The sequence below is a fragment of the Streptomyces griseobrunneus genome, from assembly GCF_046713465.1.
Lineage (GTDB): Bacteria > Actinomycetota > Actinomycetes > Streptomycetales > Streptomycetaceae > Streptomyces > Streptomyces microflavus.
The window spans coordinates 1063214-1080749 of record NZ_CP177080.1 but is presented as its reverse complement, the minus strand read 5'-3'; the positions used below and the strand labels follow the sequence as shown (position 1 = coordinate 1080749).

15 protein-coding genes are annotated in these 17536 nt (G+C 72.8%); 5 read left to right on the top strand and 10 right to left on the bottom strand.

Going from position 1 to position 17536, the window contains the following annotated elements; all coding sequences use genetic code 11:
- Position 1 precedes the first annotated feature (1 nt).
- Positions 2 to 970 (top strand): ABC transporter substrate-binding protein, encoded by a 969-nt coding sequence (locus tag ACK8N7_RS05045; protein WP_500441139.1) that lies wholly within the window; start codon positions 2 to 4, stop codon positions 968 to 970.
- Positions 971 to 1021: 51 nt separating this feature from the next.
- Here the strand turns inward: ACK8N7_RS05045 and ACK8N7_RS05040 are convergent, their stop codons facing one another.
- The 5 genes from ACK8N7_RS05040 to xylB form a co-directional block, all read right to left on the bottom strand.
- The gene (locus ACK8N7_RS05040; RefSeq protein ID WP_403210325.1) at positions 1022 to 2389 is read right to left on the bottom strand and encodes a cytochrome P450; all 1368 of its coding nucleotides are present in this window, start codon (positions 2387 to 2389) and stop codon (positions 1022 to 1024) included.
- A gap of 878 nt (positions 2390 to 3267) precedes the next feature.
- Complete coding sequence (locus ACK8N7_RS05035) at positions 3268 to 4848, bottom strand: aspartate:alanine exchanger family transporter (protein WP_500441138.1); 1581 nt, start codon at positions 4846 to 4848, stop codon at positions 3268 to 3270.
- A 129-nt stretch (positions 4849 to 4977) separates the two neighbouring features.
- A complete protein-coding gene (locus ACK8N7_RS05030; protein ID WP_500441136.1) occupies positions 4978 to 5820 on the bottom strand; it encodes a hypothetical protein in 843 nt (280 codons plus the stop codon).
- Complete coding sequence (locus ACK8N7_RS05025) at positions 5820 to 7100, bottom strand: VWA domain-containing protein (RefSeq protein ID WP_403210331.1); 1281 nt, start codon at positions 7098 to 7100, stop codon at positions 5820 to 5822. Before ACK8N7_RS05025 ends, ACK8N7_RS05030 begins: the two co-directional genes overlap by 1 nt.
- Before the next feature lie 70 nt (positions 7101 to 7170).
- Positions 7171 to 8652, bottom strand: a complete 1482-nt coding sequence (xylB, locus tag ACK8N7_RS05020) for a xylulokinase (RefSeq protein WP_500441134.1) — start codon at positions 8650 to 8652, stop codon at positions 7171 to 7173.
- A gap of 219 nt (positions 8653 to 8871) precedes the next feature.
- Between xylB and xylA the strand changes: the two genes are divergently transcribed.
- The gene (xylA, locus tag ACK8N7_RS05015; RefSeq protein ID WP_403210335.1) at positions 8872 to 10038 is read left to right on the top strand and encodes a xylose isomerase; all 1167 of its coding nucleotides are present in this window, start codon (positions 8872 to 8874) and stop codon (positions 10036 to 10038) included.
- 47 nt (positions 10039 to 10085) lie between these two features.
- On the opposite strand, the gene ACK8N7_RS05010 is transcribed toward xylA, so the two are convergent.
- The 4 genes from ACK8N7_RS05010 to ACK8N7_RS04995 all read right to left on the bottom strand — a co-directional run bounded on the left by ACK8N7_RS05010 (position 10086) and on the right by ACK8N7_RS04995 (position 13313).
- Positions 10086 to 11333, bottom strand: coding sequence for an ROK family protein (locus ACK8N7_RS05010; RefSeq protein WP_500441132.1), 1248 nt, complete (start codon positions 11331 to 11333; stop codon positions 10086 to 10088).
- Between the two features lie 117 nt (positions 11334 to 11450).
- Positions 11451 to 12068, bottom strand: coding sequence for a DUF305 domain-containing protein (locus ACK8N7_RS05005; RefSeq protein WP_500445689.1), 618 nt, complete (start codon positions 12066 to 12068; stop codon positions 11451 to 11453).
- Between the two features lie 35 nt (positions 12069 to 12103).
- Positions 12104 to 12754 (bottom strand): thioredoxin-like domain-containing protein, encoded by a 651-nt coding sequence (locus ACK8N7_RS05000; protein ID WP_500441130.1) that lies wholly within the window; start codon positions 12752 to 12754, stop codon positions 12104 to 12106.
- A 130-nt stretch (positions 12755 to 12884) separates the two neighbouring features.
- Positions 12885 to 13313 carry a hypothetical protein gene (locus ACK8N7_RS04995; RefSeq protein WP_403210339.1) on the bottom strand — a complete coding sequence of 143 codons (429 nt, stop codon included), beginning with the start codon at positions 13311 to 13313 and terminating at the stop codon, positions 12885 to 12887.
- A 73-nt stretch (positions 13314 to 13386) separates the two neighbouring features.
- Here ACK8N7_RS04995 and ACK8N7_RS04990 point away from each other — a divergent pair, with 73 nt between their 5' ends.
- The 3 genes from ACK8N7_RS04990 (at position 13387) to ACK8N7_RS04980 (ending at position 16557) form a co-directional block, all read left to right on the top strand.
- A complete protein-coding gene (locus ACK8N7_RS04990; RefSeq protein ID WP_500441128.1) occupies positions 13387 to 14199 on the top strand; it encodes an LURP-one-related family protein in 813 nt (270 codons plus the stop codon).
- A 118-nt stretch (positions 14200 to 14317) separates the two neighbouring features.
- Positions 14318 to 16054 (top strand): FUSC family protein, encoded by a 1737-nt coding sequence (locus ACK8N7_RS04985; RefSeq protein ID WP_500441126.1) that lies wholly within the window; start codon positions 14318 to 14320, stop codon positions 16052 to 16054.
- Positions 16051 to 16557, top strand: a complete 507-nt coding sequence (locus ACK8N7_RS04980) for a MarR family winged helix-turn-helix transcriptional regulator (protein WP_403210345.1) — start codon at positions 16051 to 16053, stop codon at positions 16555 to 16557. The genes ACK8N7_RS04985 and ACK8N7_RS04980 overlap by 4 nt, the downstream gene beginning before the upstream one ends.
- A 19-nt stretch (positions 16558 to 16576) precedes the next feature.
- Here the strand turns inward: ACK8N7_RS04980 and ACK8N7_RS04975 are convergent, their stop codons facing one another.
- On the bottom strand, positions 16577 to 17341 hold the full coding sequence (locus ACK8N7_RS04975) for an IclR family transcriptional regulator (protein WP_403210347.1): 765 nt from the start codon (positions 17339 to 17341) through the stop codon (positions 16577 to 16579).
- Between the last annotated feature and the right edge of the window lie 195 nt (positions 17342 to 17536).

The following is a 17536-nucleotide window of genomic DNA, read 5'->3' as shown; positions in this document are numbered from 1 at the left end:
GATGAACCGCTCCCGAACCCGCCTGCTCGTGGCGCTCGCCTCGGCCACCGCCCTGCTCACCACGGCAGGCTGCGGCGCCGCCGACATGACCAAGCAGTCCTCCCCGTTCGCCGCCCCCGCCGGGGTCAAGACGGTCACCCTCTCCGTCCAGTCCTGGGTCGGCGCCCAGGCGAACGTCGCCGTGGCCGAGCAGCTCCTCAAGGACAAGCTGGGATACCGCGTCGATCTCGTGCAGACCGACGAGGTCCCCGCCTGGGACGCCCTCAGCCAGGGCCGCGTCGACGCGATCCTGGAGGACTGGGGCCACCCCGACCAGGAGAAGCTGTACGTCGACGAGAAGAAGACCATCGTCCGCGGCGGCGACCTCGGGGTCACCGGCCACATCGGCTGGTACGTTCCGAAGTACTGGGCCGACAAGCACCCCGACGTCACCGACTGGAAGAACCTCGACAAGTACGCGGACGAGCTGAAGACCGCCGAGAGCGGCGGCAAGGGCCAGCTCATGGACGGCTCGCCCTCCTACGTCACCAACGACGTGGCCCTGGTGAAGAACCTGGACCTGGACTACAAGGTGGTCTTCGCCGGCTCCGAGGCGGCCCAGATCACCCAGATCCAGCAGTTCGCCAAGGAGAAGAAGCCCTTCCTGAGCTACTGGTACCAGCCGCAGTGGCTGTTCAACGAGGTGCCGATGGTCGAGGTGAAGCTCCCGGAGTACACCGACGAGTGCGCGGCCAAGGACCCTGCGGACATCGACTGCGCCTACCCGACGACGCCGTTGCAGAAGTTCCTCAACGCCGACTTCGTCGAGCGCGGCGGGGACGCGGCCTCGTTCCTGAAGAAGTTCCAGTGGTCGGAGAAGGACCAGAACGAGGTCTCCGAGATGATCGCCCAGCAGCGGCTCACCCCGGAGGAGGCGGCCAAGCGGTGGATCGACCGCCACCCGGACGTCTGGAAGAAGTGGCTGGACTAGGGCTGAAGAACCGGACGCCGCCCTGCGCGAAGGGCGGCGTCCGTTTCCTGGCTACCGTGCCCGGACGGTCGCCAGCACATCCCGGTCCGGCTGAAGAGTCAGGCTCGGTACGGGCTCGACGACGCCCGGCTCGACGTCCAGCTCGAAGCGCCGGGCCAGCACGGCGAGGATCAGCACGGACTCGACCATCGCGAACCGGGTCCCCAGGCAGACCCGGGGCCCGCCGCCGAACGGGAACCACGCGTACTCGGCGATCTCGTCCCCGCTCGTAGCGTCCCAGCGCTCCGGCCGGAACTCCTCCGGCTCGGGGAACCACCGCGCGTCGCGATGCGTGGACCACTGGCTGCTCCACACCCGGGTCCCCTCCGGGATCGGCAGACCGCCGAGCCGGGCCCCCTCCTTCGCCACCCCCGTGATCAGCCAGATCGTCGGGTACAGGCGCAGGGTCTCCTTCACCACCGCCTGGGTGTAGGTGAGTTGGGCGTAGTCCTCGAAACCGGGCTCCCGGTCGCCGAGCACCCGGTCCAGCTCCTCGGCGAGCGCGGCCCGCACCCGGGGGTTCCGCGCGAGCAGATACCAGGCCCACACCAGGGTCGAACTCGTCGTCTCATGGCCGCCGATGTACAGGGTGACCGTCTCGTCGCGGATCTCCTCGTCGCTGAGCCGCTCACCGCTCTCGTCGACCGCGGTGAGCAACCGGCTGAGCAGATCGGGGCGTTCGGTCTCGCCGTCGCGATGCCGGGCCACCACCCGCCCCACCTCGGAGTCGATCACGGCGGCAGCCTTCCTGATCCGAGCCCGGCCCGGAGTCGGCACCCAGTCGGGCAGCAGCGCCCCGATCCCCGCGAACTCCTTGCCGATCTCCAGCTGGGCCACATCCATCGCCCGGCCCATCGCCTCCGAGTCGGCGGGGGTGTCCACGCCGAAGATGGTGCGCACCGCGATCTTCTGCGTCAGCGCGGCCATCTCCTTCTTGACGTCGACACGTTCACCGTCCGACCAGGTGTCGGCCAGCTCCACCGCGGAGCTCGCCATGGTGGCCGCGTACGACTTGACCTGCTTGGGCCGCACCGAGGGCTGCACCAGCGAACGTTTGCGCCGCCAGTCCCGGCCCCGCGCCACGATGATCCCGTTGCCCATGACCGCCCGGAACGCGACGCCGAGCTGGGGCTGGTCGAAGGTGCGCTCCGTCTCGGTGAGCAGCTCGCCTATGCACTCCGGGTCGGAGATGAACACGCACCGGTTGCGCCCGAACCGCCAGCGCACCATGTCCCCGTGTCCCCGCAGGAGTTCGAAGAAGGCGAGGGGGTTCTTCCCGAACTGCGGCAGGTTCCCCAGCAGCGGCAGCCCTCTGGGACCCGGTACGAACGCATGGTCGCGAGACGGAGTGTCGAGCGCCGGGCCGGTCTGCGTGGACATCGAAAGGACTCCGCTCCCTGGGATGCGCCACTGGGTGGCGCGCAATCGTTCGAACCTCATCGAATGTGATGAGGGCGGCACTCCGCCAGGGCGTCGGACCGGCGTGGCCGGAATCCGTCATCAGCCGTGCGGAGTAGGCGAGTTGTCGAGCGTAGCCGTATCGGCCTTCGGATTCGAACAGGGTGCGGCGGCAGAATTTCCGCCGCATGTGACAATCCCGCCATGTCGATCGACTCGCCGTCGGGCCGCGCCCGCGCGCTGTGGCAGGAACAGGCAGCCGCACCGGACGCCGTCTTCGGAACCCCCGGCCGCCCGGCGGTCCTCGTCTCCCCGGCCTCGGCCCTGGCGCCGCCGTCCTGGGTGGGCGTGGTGACCATCGGGGATCCGGCCCTGATCACCGCCCCCACCACCCGGGCCGCCGACTCCGTACGGAACGCCCTGACCGGCCTCCCCACCGACCGGCCCACCGACCCTTCGACGGTCACCGGACTGCTCCCGGTGGCCGACACCCTCGGCCCGGCGGCCCTGGCCTACCTGGCTCCGAACGCGCTGCGCCCACCCGGGCCCACCGGCGCCCCGACCGGACGCCTGACCCCCGGTCACGCGGCGCTGCGGGCGCTGTCGGAGGAGGCGGGCGAGGAGGACGCGGGCGAGAGCGGGCTGGAGGAGATCACCTCACCGGTGTTCGTCGTACGGGACGGAGGCGCGGGAGTCCTCTCCGCCGCGGGGTACGCTCCCGCAGCGGCGGGCCCGCCCGGCCGCCTCCCGCCGGGTCGCGGCGGCGCTGGGCTACCGGGAGCTGGGCGCTCAGCTGAGCGTACGGCTGGTCTGAACGCGGTCCGACAGAGCACGCCCGACCGGTCCGGACCGGCACGGGCTCACAGCCCCACGATCAGCTGGATGCAGACGATCTTGACCAGGATGGCCAGGGCGAACAGCGTCGAGTACCCGTTGTTGATCCGGCTGTCGCTCGCCCGGCTGTTGGCGTACGCCACGATCGCCGGGTTGCCGACATAGCCCGACAGCAGCCCCGTCGTCCGCTCCCGGCTCTGGCCGAGCCCCTTGGCGACCAGCACCATCAGGGAGTAGCTGACCACCGCGCCGATCGCCAGCACGGCCACCAGCTTCAGCCCGAAGAGGGAGAAGGCGTTCTCGCGGAACGAGTAGCCGGAGGTGAGCCCGACCACGGCGAGGAAGAGCAGCAGGCCGATCTGGCGCAGGGTCAGGTTGGCCCGGGTCGGCAGGGTCCACACCAGCGGTCCTGTGCGGCGGCGCCGGCCCAGGATCATGCCCATCACCAGCGGGCCGGCGCCCATGCCCAGCGCCAGCGTGGTGGAGCCGAGGGTGAGGGAGGGGATGCCGATCAGAAAGCCCAGGGCGAGGCCGACGCCCAGGCTGACCGCGCTCACCTCGCTGACCTTCGCCTCCGTGTCGCCCAGGTACGTCGTGACCTCGCTCGTCCGCTCGCGCGGCATCACCACCCGTACCCGGTCGTCGAGCTGGAGCAGCAGGCCGTCGTGGGCGAGCATGTCGAAGTCACCGCGCCGCACCCGGCTGACCGCGGCCCCGTACTTCTCGCCGAGACCCAGTTCGGCGACCGTGTGCCCGGCCAGGTCGGGGTTGGTGAGCAGGACCCGCCGGTAGTCCACGGCGCTGCGGTCGTCCAGCAGGTGGCGCGGTGCGAGGGACCCGAGCGCGTCCGTCGCCGCCCGTACGTCGTCCTCGCCGCCGACCAGGACGACCTGGTCGCCGGGGGAGAGGCGGTCCAGCTCCCGGGCGACCCGGGTGACGCCGTCAGCGGGGCGGTACTCGCTGGCCAGTACCCGGTGCGCGGTCACTCCGGGGACGTCGGCCCAGCGGGTTTCCCGGGCCACCTCGACCGTACGGGTGACGAGGGTGGACGGGAGGCCCGAGCCGGGATCGCGGCGGGCGGCCCAGGTGCGGCGGGCCGCGACGGCCGAGACGAACATGATCGTGATGACGACGGCGAGCGGGTAGCCGATGGCGTACCCGACAGCGGGCTGCGTCGGGTCGGCCGAGGCGTCCTGGGCGGCGGCGAGCCCCGGGGTGGTCGTCCCGATGCCCGCGTACCCGCCCGCGAGGAACGGGCCGCTGATGCCGAACCCGTAATGTCCGACCAGGCCGACCACCGCGGCGGTGACGACCAGGGCCACCACCGCCCCCGCCATAACCGCGAGCTGACCGCGCAGTTCACGGAAGAACGAGGGGCCCGACTCCAGGCCGACCGTGTACACGTAGAGGGCCAGGCCCAGCGCCGAGACCCCGGCGGGCACGGCGGCGGCGATGTCCTCGTCCAGCGCCCCCACGAAGAGGCCGACGAACAGGACACCGGCCGCCCCCAGCCGTACCGGGGCGAAGCGCACCAGCCCGAGCAGCGAGCCGAGCGCGATCACCGCGAACACGGTCACCCACGGGTTGTCCGCGAAGAACTGCCACACCGGCGCTGCCTCCCCGTCTCGAAGCGATCCCGTTCAGGATCTTCGAGAGGCGGGGAGGCGGCCAGTCGGGGACCGGCGGGTGGGGCGGACCGGCTCCGTGCCGTCCGTGGACCGGCCGGCAGGGGCGTCTCAGACCCCGTGCGACACGTGCGCCGGGCGGCCCCGGCCCCGCGTCAGCGAGTAGCCGAACACGGCCGCGAGCGCGCCGAGCACTCCGCCGCCGACCGTCCACAGCCACCGGCCGGTCCACCAGCCCGAGGCCCAGCCGTCCTCCGGCTCACCGGCGGCCCGCGCCTGGGGGGCTCCCGAAGCGCCGGTCACCGAGATGCCCGGCACCAGCGGCTCGGCGAGCGCGCCGTCCACGTGGTGGGCGCCGCCCTGGTCCACGGAGTCGGCCCGCACCTCGGCCTCGAACGGCAGCCCGAGGTCGTCGGCCGGGACCTTCACCACGGTCAGCCGTACGTAGTAGCTGCCGGGCAGCGGGTCGTTGGCCCACGGCTCGGACCAGGACCGTACGGTGCGCAGCACACAGGAGAGCTCGACCGCCGAGGCGTCGGCCGCCGCCTTCCTGGTCTGGTGCCCGTACTGGCACGCCTGGCGGCGGCGCAGCCCGTCGTACACGTCGATCTGCCATGTGGAGGCCGAACGCTTCGCCTCGCCCTCCGGCAGCTTCACCGTCGCCTTGACGGTGGCGCGCTGACCGGTGTCGGCCGGGAACACCCAGTACAGGTAGTCGCCCGCCGACGCCTGCGCGGTGCCGCTCTGCCCCTGCTGGAGCGCGGTCGCCGTGCGGAAGGTGGTGCCGGCCTCGGTGGGGCCTGAGCCCTCGTCACCGGGGCTCGCGCTCGCCGACGGGCCGTCGGCCACGGCCGCGCCCGCCGGGGTCAGCAGGGTCAGCCCGGCGAGCAGCGCCCCGGCGAACGCCGGCCGCGCGCCGCGGGTGCGGGAGCGGCGGGATGTCGTCGTCACCATCAGTTGGTCCTCCATACGGCGATGCGCCAGCGCGTGATCCAGCCGGTCAGCAGGCCCGCGACCAGTCCGGTGAGGACGAGGACGCCGAGCAGCCACCAGCCGCGGCCCAGGCCGAAGGCCGCCACGTCGGCGGCCCGGTCCGGTCCGTCCACCAGGTCCACGGTCAGCTCCACCGGCAGACCGGGCGTCCGCTTCACCGAGGCGGGCGCGGAGAAGGCGTTGGAGAGCTGGAGGCAGACGGTCTCGGCTGCGGGCTTGCCGCTGCCGTCGTCGCCGTCCTCGATCTCGGGGCTCGGGTAGCGCAGGCCGGAGGAGATCACATCCGTACGTCCGGTGCCGGACTCCGAGCCCCGGACGATCTCGCGCCCGTGGACCGTCACCGCGCGCAGCAGTACGCCGTAGTCGTTGTCGACGGCACGGTCGGCCGCGACGCTCACCGAGGCGCGCAGCTCCTGACCGGGCAGCACATCGACCCGGTACCAGCGGTGTTCGCCGATCTCCTCGCGGTCGGTGTAGAGGCCCGGCTCCAGCTTGGGCGCGGCGGAGCAGCTGCCCGCTCCCTCGGTCGCCACCGGGGTGATGACCGGCTCGGCCGCCCGGTCCACCAACTGCGTTACGCGGCGGGAGAGTTCGTCCTTGTGCTGGACGGCCGTGTACGTGCCGCCGGTGGCTTCGGCGATGCAGGTGAGCTGCTGGCGGATCTTGGCGTTGGGCACCAGGCCGAGGGTGTCGATGACCAGATGGGTGCCACGCGCGGCGATCTCGCGGGCCACCTCGCACGGGTCGAGCGGACCGCAGGTGTCCTCGCCGTCCGTGATGAGGACGATCCGGCGGGTGGCCTCGCCGCCTTCGAGGTCGTCGGCCGCGCCGAGCAGCGCGGGTCCGATCGGGGTCCAGCCGGTGGGGGCGAGGGTGGCGACGGCGGTCTTGGCCTCGGTGCGGTCCAGGGGGCCGACCGGGTAGAGCTGCTTGGTGTCCTTGCAGCCGACCTTGCGGTCGTCGCCCGGGTAGTCGGCGCCGAGCGTGCGGATGCCGAGGTGGACCTCTTCGGGCACCGCGTCCAGGACGTCGTTGAACGCCTGCTTGGCGGCGTTCATCCGGGACTGGCCGTCGATGTCGCGGGTGCGCATGGAGCCGCTGACATCGAGGACCAGCTCGACCTTGGGGGCGGGGGTGGCCGGTGGTTCGTCGGCGGCTGCGGGGAGCACGGAGCCGAGCCCGGCGGCCAGGGTGGCCAGCGCTATGCACACCCCGGTCGTCAGCCGATTTCTTGTGATCATCGCCGGATCTTATGGAAAATCAGTTCGTATTCCCAACCGGGGTCGCCGACGTCCGGCCCTTACTCACCCGTCAGCCGCCGAGCAACGGTTCCGAGGCGCGGTCCAGCACCGAGGTGACCCGCTGCCAGGTCTCCATGTCCCGCTCCTGGGCGTCGAGTTGACTGCCCGTTGCGCCCGCGCCCCAGGAGGTCGCCAGGGCCACCGGGTCCCCGCCGCCCGCAGCGGACGCGGCGAGCGCGGCCGCACCGAGGGCGACCAGTTCGCCGCCCGCCGGGATGACGAGCGGGCGGCCGGAGAGCCGGCGGACCGTCTCCACCCAGCTCCGCCCCTGCGCCCCGCCGCCGATCAGCCGCAGCGGGCGGGAGGCGACCTCGGGGGCGTCGGGGTCGAGGCCGCAGGCCCGCAGCAGGGTGTCCAGCGCCCGCAGGACGGTGACGGCCGCGCCCTCGTAGGCGGCGCCGAGGAGTTGCTGCGGGGTGGTGTCGTGGCGCAGACCGGTGAGGAGCCCCGAGGCGGTGGGCAGGTCGGGGGTGCGTTCGCCGTCGAGGTACGGGAGCAGTACGGCTTCTCCGCCGGGTGCCGTGTCCTCGCGGTGCAGGCCGAGCAGGGAGGCGACCTTGTCCACGGCGAGCGTGCAGTTGAGGGTGCAGGCCAGCGGGAGGTACGTACCGTCGGCGGCGGCGAACCCCGAGAGGGCGGGGGCGGTGGAGCGGGTGCGGGAGGCGGCGAAGACGACGCCCGAGGTGCCGAGGGAGAGGACCGGGTGGTCCAGCAGCCCGGCGCCGCCGAGACCGAGGCCCACGGCCGCGCTCATGTTGTCGCCGGTCCCCGCCGCGACCGCGATGCCCGGGGGCAGCCCCAGTGCCTCGGCCGCCGCGTCGGTGAGCGAGCCGATCCTGGCCGCCCCGGTGGGCGCGACCTCGGGGAGGAGGGCCGGGTCCAGGCCGAGCAGGTCCAGCAGCACGGGGTCGTAGGCGCCGGTGGCGGTGGCGTACCAGCCGGTGCCGGAGGCGTCCCCGGGGTCGGTGGCGGCGACGCCCGCGAGGCGTTCGGTGAGGAAGTCGTGCGGCAGCCGCACGCCCACGGCGGCCTTCGCCGCGTCCGGGTCGTTCTCGCGCAGCCACTGCCACTTGGAGGCGGTGATCGAGGCGACCGGCACGGAACCGGTCCGCGCGGTCCAGGCGCCGGGCCCGCCGAGCCCGGCGGTGAGGGCGGCGGCCTGCGGGGCCGAGCGGGTGTCGTTCCACAGCAGGGCGGGCCGCAGCGGACGGCCCGAACGGTCCAGCACGACGAGCCCGTGCTGCTGTCCGGCCACCGCGATCCCGGTGACCGAGCGCGCGGGCAGCCCCGACTCCTTCAGTCCGGCCGCCACCGCGTCGCCCAGCGCCCGCCACCAGACCTCCGGGTCGCTCTCCCGGGCGCCGCCCTCCCCGGTGACCACGTGCGGGGCGCGCCCCACGGCGAGCTGTTCGCCGGTCACGGCGTCGATCACGGCGGCCTTGGTGGACTGGGTGGAGCTGTCCACGCCGATGACGACGGTACGTGACGACATGGGCGGCCTCTTTCGGGTGGCGGGTGGGGCTCATTCGGCTGTACCGCGAACAAATTACGTGATCCGCGGCCCGGGGAACAGGCCTCCGGCCCACTCGCCACCGGCCAGGGGGTTACGCCGGACGGGGACCGTGTGCATGATTAGTCATGACACTGAACAAATAGGGGTTCGGGGCTTCCGGCCCCGCCCCCGACGGCAGGCGAAGGCGGTCGGACGACGATGACGGAACGCTTCACCCCCACCCCCGAGGACAAGTTCAGCTTCGGCCTGTGGACCGTGGGCTGGCAGGGCCGGGACCCCTTCGGCGACGCCACGCGCGCGGCCATCGACCCCGTCGAGTCCGTACAACGGCTCGCCGAGCTGGGCGCCTGGGGCGTGACCTTCCACGACGACGACCTGATCCCCTTCGGCTCGACCGACACCGAGCGCGAGGCGGTCGTCAAGCGGTTCCGGCAGGCGGTCGACGCCGGCGGTCTCGTCGTGCCCATGGTGACGACGAACCTCTTCACCCACCCGGTCTTCAAGGACGGCGGGTTCACCGCCAACGACCGGGACGTACGCCGTTACGCGCTCCGCAAGACCCTGCGCAACATCGACCTCGCCGTCGAGCTCGGCGCCACCACCTTCGTCGCCTGGGGCGGCCGTGAGGGGGCGGAGTCCGGCGGGGCCAAGGACGTCCGCCTCGCCCTGCACCGGATGAAGGAGGCCTTCGACCTGCTGGGGGAGTACGTCACCGAGCAGGGTTACGATCTCCGCTTCGCCATCGAGCCCAAGCCGAACGAGCCGCGCGGCGACATCCTGCTGCCCACGATCGGCCACGCCCTCGCCTTCATCGAGCGGCTGGAGCGCCCCGAACTGGTCGGCGTCAACCCGGAGACCGGGCACGAGCAGATGGCCGGGCTCAACTTCCCCCACGGCATCGCCCAGGCGATGTGGGCGGACAAGCTCTTCCACATCGACCTCAACGGCCAGTCCGGCATCAAGTACGACCAAGACCTCCGCTTCGGCGCGGGCGACCTGCGCCAGGCGTTCTGGCTCGTCGACCTGCTGGAGAGCGGCTACGAGGGCCCGCGCCACTTCGACTTCAAGCCCCCGCGCACCGAGGACTACGACGGCGTCTGGGCCTCGGCGGCCGGCTGCATGCGCAACTACCTCATCCTCAAGGAGCGCGCGGCGGCCTTCCGCGCCGACCCCGAGGTACGGGCCGCGCTGCGCGCCTCCCGCCTGGACGAACTGGCACGCCCCACCGCTGGGGACGGCCTCACGGGCCTGCTCGCCGACCGCACGGCGTACGAGGAGTTCGACGTCGACGCCGCCGCGGAACGCGGGATGGCCTTCGAGGCCCTGGACCAGCTGGCCATGGACCACCTGCTCGCGGTGCGCTGACGGTACGGGGGCGCCCGGGGCCCTCGAAAGGCCCCGGGCGTACCACCTCACGCCCCCGACGGCTCCGCGTACGCCACCGGGTCGTCCAGTACGTCCTGCACCACCAGCGCCGCCGCGCCCCGCGCCGCGTCCCCCGCCACCGACGACGCGCGGAGCCGGCCGCTGCCCGTGGACCAGAGCCCCGAGACCACCCGGCCGGTCAGCTCCTCGTCGGCGGGCGGCGACAGCCACGGCATCAGGCCCCGGTAGATCCCGCCGAGCACCACCGCGTCCGGGTCGACCAGATTCACCGCCCCCGACACCACCCGGCCCAGCATCCGGCCCGCCTCGGCGATCGCCGCCACCGCACGCGCGTCCCCGGCCCGGGCGCGCCGCTCCAGCTCCAGCACTCCGGCGCCGCCCCCGGCCCCCTCGATCCCGGCCGCCCGCAGCAGCGCCGTCTGCCCGGCGTACTGCTCCAGGCAGCCCCGGGACCCGCACCGGCACTCCGGCCCGTCCGGGTCCACCACCACATGCCCGATCTCCCCGGCGAACCCGTGCGCACCGCGCAGCAGTTCGCCGCCCAGCACGAGCGCCCCGCCGACCCCGATCTCACCGGTCAGATACAGGAAGCTGCGTACGTCACCGAGGCCGCCGAACCACAGCTCGGCCAGCGCCGCGAGATTGGCCTCGTTCTCCGATGCGACCGGCAGCACCCCCTGCCCGGGGCGGAGCGCGGCGAGCGCGTCGGCGAACAGATCCTGCGCCGGGACCTCGTTCCAGCCGAGGTTGGGGGCCTGCCGTACCGCTCCGCCGGAGACCAGACCGGGCAGCGCCAGCGCGGCGCCCACCGGGCGCAGCTCCTGCTCGCGCGCCGAGTCCAGGGTCCGCGCGGCGATCGCGGCCGCGCGGGCGAGGACCTCCCCGGCGGGTGCGCCCCGGTTGTCGAGGTGTTCGGTCTGCCGGACCCGGCCGGTACCCGCCAGGTCGACGACGCAGACGGAGACGTAATCGATGTTGATCTCCACGCCGAGGCCGGCGGGACCGGTGCGGGCCACCTTGAGCGCGGTGCCGGGGCGCCCGGCCTGCCCGCTGAACGTCTTGCCCGACTCGGTGAGGAACCCGCTGTCCATGAGCTGCTCGACCAGCGAGGAGACCGCGGCGCGGGTCAGTCCGACCCGGGCGGCCACGCCGGCGCGGGTCGCCTCCCCGCTCTCGCCCTCGTCCCGCACGGCTCGCAGTACCAGGCTCAGATTGTGCCGTCGCACGGTGTCCTTGTCGGCCTTGGGCCCCAGCGGAGTGAGGATGCTCTTCATATCGTCGCCGAGCCTATGCGATGGCGGACACCGTGGTCAGCAGGGCGGAGGCGGCCCCTTCCGGTTCCGGGAACCTTCCGCTTCCGGGAAGGTCCCGGTGGAAGGGGCCACCCGCGCTCAGGGCTTCGCGCCCCGGGCCTTCAGCATGTCCGCCATCAGCCCGATCTCGGACTGCTGGCCGCTGACCATGCCCTTCGCCAGGTTGCGGATGACATCCGTCCCGGCCGCTTCGGCCCCGGCCCGCGCCATGTCCACACCGGCGCGGTGGTGCACGGTCATCAGCCGCAGGAAGAGCACCTCGGCCGCCTTGCCCTCGGCGGCCTCCAGCGCCGCCAGCTCGGCGTCGGTGGCCATGCCCGGCATCAGCGAACCGTCGCCGGTCGGCTCGACAGTGTGTCCCATCCACGCCATCGGCGGCTTCGCCGAACTCTTGGGCAGGCCCCACATCTCCAGCCAGCCCAGCATCATGCCGCGCTGGTTGGCCTGGGTGTTGATGATGTCGAACGCCAGGCGCCGCACGTCCTCGTCATCGGTGCGGTCCCGCACGATGAACGACATCTCCACCGCCTGCTGATGGTGGATCGCCATGTCCCGGGCGAACCCCGCGTCCGCGGACTCCTCCGCAGGAGCGGACCGCGCAGCCTTCGCGGACGGGGACGCGGCGGACGGCGGTCCCACCATCAGCAGCACCAGGCCCACCGCCAGCAGCAGCACGGCGGCGCCCGCGAGCACCATCCGGCGGGTGGAGGAGAACGGGCCCGTCACGGAGGTCACTTGTCGAGTCCGCCGGTGCAGGCGGCACCGGGCTCAGGGGTCTGCGGGCCCTGGATGTACTTGGTGAGGAACTGCGCGACCCGGGCGTCGGTGGCGCTCTTGACCGTGACCTGCTTGCCCCAGGCGCTGAGCATCAGCGGTTCCTTCTGGTCCTTGACGGGGCTGATGAAGGAGTACGGGGTGGACTTGACCTTCTCCGTGAGGGCCTTGACGTCCGCCTCCGGGGCCTTGTCGTTGTACGAGATCCAGACGGCGCCGTGCTCCAGGGAGTGGACGGCGTTCTCCTTCGGTATCTCGGCGGTGTAGACGTCCGCGTTGCAGTTCATCCAGACCTGGTTGTGGTCGCCGCCGACGGGCGGGTTCATCGGGTAGTCGACCTTCGTCGCCACGTGCTCCCGGCCCAGGTCGTCCCAGCTGCGCTCACCGGTGACTTGGGAGGTCTTGGCCTGCTGCTCCTTCTCCTCCTTCTCGTTCGCCTGGGACATCAGGTAGCCGCCCCCGGCGACCAGCGCGGCGACCACGGCGACCGACGCGCTGATGGTGATGATGCGGACCCGGCGCTCACGGGCGCGTTCCTTGCGGCGGGCCTCTTCGAGCTTGGCGCGACGTGCGTTGGCGGGGGAGTTCTGGTTCTTGGCGGAAGCCATGGAAGGTCCTCGTCGTTCAGCGGATGCGGGGGATGCAGACGGTCGTGCAGGAAAGCAAGGGAAAACAGGGCACACGGGCAGCCGCTCCCGGGCTCCGGCACGAGGCGCGGAGAGGGGAGCGGACCCGGCTCTAGATCCGTTGGACCTGAAGACGCAGCTGATCGACGGAGTGGGCAGCGTCGTGGGAGGGCCCCCGGATGGCGGCCGCCCCGGTGAGCGGGGCGACGGGCGCGAGGGCCACGGGGGAGGGGAGCGCCACGGGTGCGGACGACACCGGGAGCACGATGGCCGCCGAGTGGGTCGAGCCGCCGTGGCACGAGGTTCCGAGCCCCCGGTCCGCGGGGGTGGCCATGACAACCGGCTCGATGGTCAGACCGGGCACCGGTGTCAGCGTCCGTACGGGGGCCTGAGCCGCCACCGTCACGGGCACTGCGGCGGCGGCCGAGGTGGTGACCGAGCAGCAGAAGAGCAGGGACAGCAGGGCGAACACCCAGCCCAGCGAGGTGGGCACACGTGAGCGGCACCGCTGCCGGTCGGTCCGAGCGCTCACCCTGGTCATGGCCCGTCATCGTAGTAGCTGCATGAAGATTGAAAGAATATGGGTCACCGATTCCGCGGGATAGTGTGCCTCAGTGACCACGCAATCGAACATATCTGCGGGCTGGTTCCCGGATCCTCATGGAGCACCCCAGTTGCTGCGCTACTGGGACGGCGGCCGCTGGACCGAGCACACGCATCCGGCCGACGGGCAGCAGGCACCGGCCGCCGCTGGGATCCCCGCCCAGCAGGCCGCCCCGCAACAGCCGGTCGCCCAGCAGCCCGCCGGTCAGCAGGCCGTCTCCGGTGGCTCGCTCTTCGACCAGCCGGTCCTGGTGGTGAACCAGAAGGCCAAGCTGATCGAGGTGACGAACGAGTACCGGGTGTTCGACCAGCATGGTGCGACCGTCGGTTCGGTCGTCCAGGTCGGCCAGAGCGCGCTGCGCAAGGTGATCCGCTTCGTCTCCAGCATCGACCAGTACCTGACGCACCGGCTGGAGATCCGCGACGCGTACGGCCGGCCCCAGCTCCTGCTGACCCGTCCGGCGAAGTTCATCAAGTCCCGTGTCATCGTCCAGCGCCCGGACGGGCAGCCGGTCGGCGAGATCGTCCAGCAGAACGCGATCGGCAAGATCAATTTCGCGATGACGGCCGGGGGTGTGCAGGTCGGCGCGATCAGGGCGGAGAACTGGCGCGCCTGGAACTTCGCGATCGTCGACCAGCACGGCACCGAGGTCGCCCGGATCACCAAGACCTGGGAAGGCCTCGCGAAGACCATGTTCACGACGGCCGACAACTATGTGCTCCAGATCCACCAGCGGCTGCCCGAGCCGCTGCTCAGCCTCGTCGTGGCCACGGCCCTGACGGTGGACACCGCGCTCAAGCAGGACGCCCGCGGCCTCGGCTGATCCGCGCACGACGTACGACCGGCCCGGCGCCGCCGCCCCTTCGGGGGTGGCGGCGCTGTGCTGTCCGGGCTCCTGCCGCCATATCATTTACAGGTGTAATACCTGTTAACGTATATGGGTGAGTGATACATCCACCCGGGTCCGGCAGCCCTTCGCCCGCGGCCTCCCCCTGGCCGCCCCGCTCCGGCTCGGCCGCCCCTCGGACACCTGGTTCAAGCCCGCGCTGAGCGTGGTCGTCGCCTCCGCCGTACCGCATCTGACGCTCCTGGCCACCGGCCGGCTCGACCTCGTGATGTACACGATGGCCGGTTCGCTCTGTGCGCTGTACGGCCACACCCTGCCGTACGCCCAGCGCGCCCGAACCGTGGCGGGCGTCGTGCTCTCCATGTCCGCCGGGCTCGCGACGGCGCTGGTCACCGCTTCGCTCACGCACTCGACCGCCGTGCTCGTCGCGATCGGCGCGCTCCTCGCCGCCGCCCAGAAGGTCCTGTGCGACGCGACCCGGATCGGGCCGCCCGGCCATGTGATCCTCACCTTCGTCAGCTCCGCCGCGCTGTTCGCCCCGCAGCGCCTGGGGCAGGTCCCGGCCCATCTCGCCCTGACCCTGGCCGCGGGGACGTTCGCCTGGCTCGTCTGTGTGGGGCCCGCGCTGATCCGCCGCGAGGGACCCGAGCGCCGGGCCGTCGCCCGCGCCCTCGAAGCCGCCGCCGACTGCGCCGCCGATCCCGGCCCCCGTAGCCGCAACGCCGCGGCCGCCGCGGTGCACACCACCTGGCAGTGCCTGCTCGTCTCCGGCCGCCCCACCCCCGTACGACGCTCCCTGGAACGGCTGGTGGTGCACGCCGAAGAGGCCCTCGCCGCCCCGTCTCCCGACCCCGACCGGTTGCGCGCACTGGCCGCACTGGTCCGCGCGCGGGGGCCGGTCCCCGTACCGCCGCCCGCCCCCGGCGCGGCCGCCGCGCTGTACGGGACCGAGGCCGAGCGGGCCGCGCTGTACGGCATCGACGCCGAACGCGCCGCGCTGCGGGGATCCGGCGGCCGCCGCGCCGCCCGCCGCACGCTGCTGCGGAGCCTGGGCCCCGGATCGCACCTGCTGCCCGTCGCCGCCCGCACACTGATCGGCTGCGCGCTCGCCGGGTACCTCTGCGCCGCCCTCGGGGTCGGCCGCCCCTACTGGGCGATCGTCACCGCCGCCTCCCTCTACCAGGCCAATGTCACCCTGACCTGGAACCGGGCCCTCCAGCGCACCCTGGGCAACCTCCTGGGCGTCCTCGTCTTCGCCGCCGTCCTGCCGCTCTCCCGCACCGGGCCGCTCGCCCTCGTCCTGTGCTGCCTCTTCTTCAGCTTCGCCGCCGAGGCCCTGATCACCCGGAACTACTGGCTCGGCTCCGTCGCCGTCACCCCGATGGCCCTCCTGGTCCTGGAGTTCGGCGGTGCCCACCCGGCCGTGGAGCTGATCGGCGACCGGGTCCTGGACACCGTCCTCGGCGCGCTCGCCGGGTTCCTCGCGGCGATGCTCGTCACCAACCGCAGGGCGGCGGGCCGCGTCGAGCGCGCCCTGGAAGCCACCGCCCGGGCCCGCACCGAGGCCGAAACGGCGTACGCCGCCCCCTCCGCCGAGCTCGACCGGGCGCGCCGCGCGCTGACCGCGAGCCTCGTCGAACTGCGTGAGGCCGGTGACACCGCGGCGGGGGAGTGGTGGCAACGCGCCCTGCCCGAGCAGAAGCTTCTCGCGGCCGAGCAGGCCGGGCACCGTACGCTCGCCGCGACAGCACAACGGCTGGGCCCGGTGGCCCGCGCCCCGGAGAGCGGGTGCGGACTGGCGGCCCACGCCCCGGAGAACGGAGCGGAGTGACCGACGACATCGTGGCCTCGGTGGTGCGGCAGTGGCAGGCCGTCAACCCCGGGCTCGACACCGGCCCGATGGAACTCATCGGCCGGATCAACCGCTGCGCCGCCCTGCTCCGGCAGGCGGAGGACGCCCCGCTGCGATCCGCCGGACTGACCCGCGCGGAGTTCGACCTCCTCGGCGCCCTACGCCGTACCGACCGGGAACTCACCCCGGGCGAGCTGGCCCGGGAGACCTTCTCCTCCGGCGCCGCCGTCACCAAGCGGCTGCGGGCACTCCAGGAACGCGGCCTGATGGACCGCCGGGGCGACGAGCGCGACCGGCGGGTCGCCCACGTCCGCCTCACCGACGAGGGCCGGGCCCTGGTCGACCGGCTGCTGCCCGAACAGCTCGCGTACGAGCGGGCGGTCCTCTCGGGGCTCGACGACGAGCGAAGCGGTGAACTCAGCTCACGGCTCAGCGAGTTGCTGGTACAGCTGGAGGGGCGGCTCGGCGGGGCGCGGCGCTGAGCGAGCCGTACAGACGGGGTCAGGATGGGGGCGCGGGCGCCAGCAGCGCCGCCGACTCCCCCAGCCGCTCCGCGCGTTCGGCCAGTGCCGCGTCGCCGGACCGGTCCGCCGGGGCCGCGGCCACCAGGGCGAGCCGGTCCCGCCAGCTGGACCCGGCCAGGGAGACGGCGACCGTGGCCATGCCCGGGACGGACGTGCCCCGGCTGACCGCGTGGCCGTTCCGCCGGATCAGCGCCAGCTCGTCCAGCAGGGCCGCCCGCGAGGTGAGCGTGGCCGGGGTGACCGGCTCCAGCTCCTCGTACGGATACAGCGCGCACACCTGGTCCGCCGTCATCCGGGAGAGCAGCAGAAGCCCGCCCGACCCCGCGTGGGCCGGGCCGGTCCGCCCCAACTCCAGTGCCACGCGCACCGGATGGGGTGACTCACGGCCGTCGGTGACGATGACCTGGTCGCCGATGAGCGCCACACTCCACACCGTCTCACCGGTCCGCCCGGCCGCGTCCTCCAGCACGGGCCCCAGTCGCTCGCGGGCCGCGCGGCCGAACCCCGCGGGCCGGCCCAGCCGCACCAGCTCCGGGCCCGCCGCGTAGCCGCGCCCCGATGTGTCCCGGATCGCGAACCCCCGGCTCTCCAGCGTGCTGAGCACCCGGTGCGCGGTGGACCGTCCGACGGAGAGCCGCTCGGCGGCCTCGGTGACGGTGAGGGTGTCATGGGTGAGGAAGAGCCGCATGGCGCGGAGCCCCGTATCCAGCGAGCCGATCGTGTAGTCACCTGTCGCAGTCATGCTTCCGCCCGCTCCCTCTCGTCACTCCGGGTATGCCGCCGACGCCCCCGCACGGCGGTGCCGACCGCCATGATCCCCGCTGCCGCACCGTCCGCGCCGGGTGCTCAAGGGGCCCGTGCAAACTGCGGCCGTATACGCGTCAGCCCAGCGATTTTCCGGGTCACCCCTTGAGTGGTCAGGAATCTGTTCCTTTCG

Excerpts from the sequence above, each read along its gene's own strand:
- xylB (WP_500441134.1), bottom strand. The coding sequence starts at position 8,652 with ATGTCGTCACGTACCGTCGTCATCGGCGTGGACAGCTCCACCCAGTCC.
- ACK8N7_RS05010 (WP_500441132.1), bottom strand. The coding sequence starts at position 11,333 with ATGAAGAGCATCCTCACTCCGCTGGGGCCCAAGGCCGACAAGGACACC.
- ACK8N7_RS05040 (WP_403210325.1), bottom strand. The coding sequence starts at position 2,389 with ATGTCCACGCAGACCGGCCCGGCGCTCGACACTCCGTCTCGCGACCAT.
- xylA (WP_403210335.1), top strand. The coding sequence starts at position 8,872 with ATGACGGAACGCTTCACCCCCACCCCCGAGGACAAGTTCAGCTTCGGC.
- ACK8N7_RS05000 (WP_500441130.1), bottom strand. The coding sequence starts at position 12,754 with ATGGCTTCCGCCAAGAACCAGAACTCCCCCGCCAACGCACGTCGCGCC.
- ACK8N7_RS05030 (WP_500441136.1), bottom strand. The coding sequence starts at position 5,820 with ATGGTGACGACGACATCCCGCCGCTCCCGCACCCGCGGCGCGCGGCCG.
- ACK8N7_RS04995 (WP_403210339.1), bottom strand. The coding sequence starts at position 13,313 with ATGACCAGGGTGAGCGCTCGGACCGACCGGCAGCGGTGCCGCTCACGT.
- ACK8N7_RS05005 (WP_500445689.1), bottom strand. The coding sequence starts at position 12,068 with ATGGTGCTCGCGGGCGCCGCCGTGCTGCTGCTGGCGGTGGGCCTGGTG.
- ACK8N7_RS05025 (WP_403210331.1), bottom strand. The coding sequence starts at position 7,100 with ATGATCACAAGAAATCGGCTGACGACCGGGGTGTGCATAGCGCTGGCC.
- ACK8N7_RS05045 (WP_500441139.1), top strand. The coding sequence starts at position 2 with ATGAACCGCTCCCGAACCCGCCTGCTCGTGGCGCTCGCCTCGGCCACC.
- ACK8N7_RS04975 (WP_403210347.1), bottom strand. The coding sequence starts at position 17,341 with ATGACTGCGACAGGTGACTACACGATCGGCTCGCTGGATACGGGGCTC.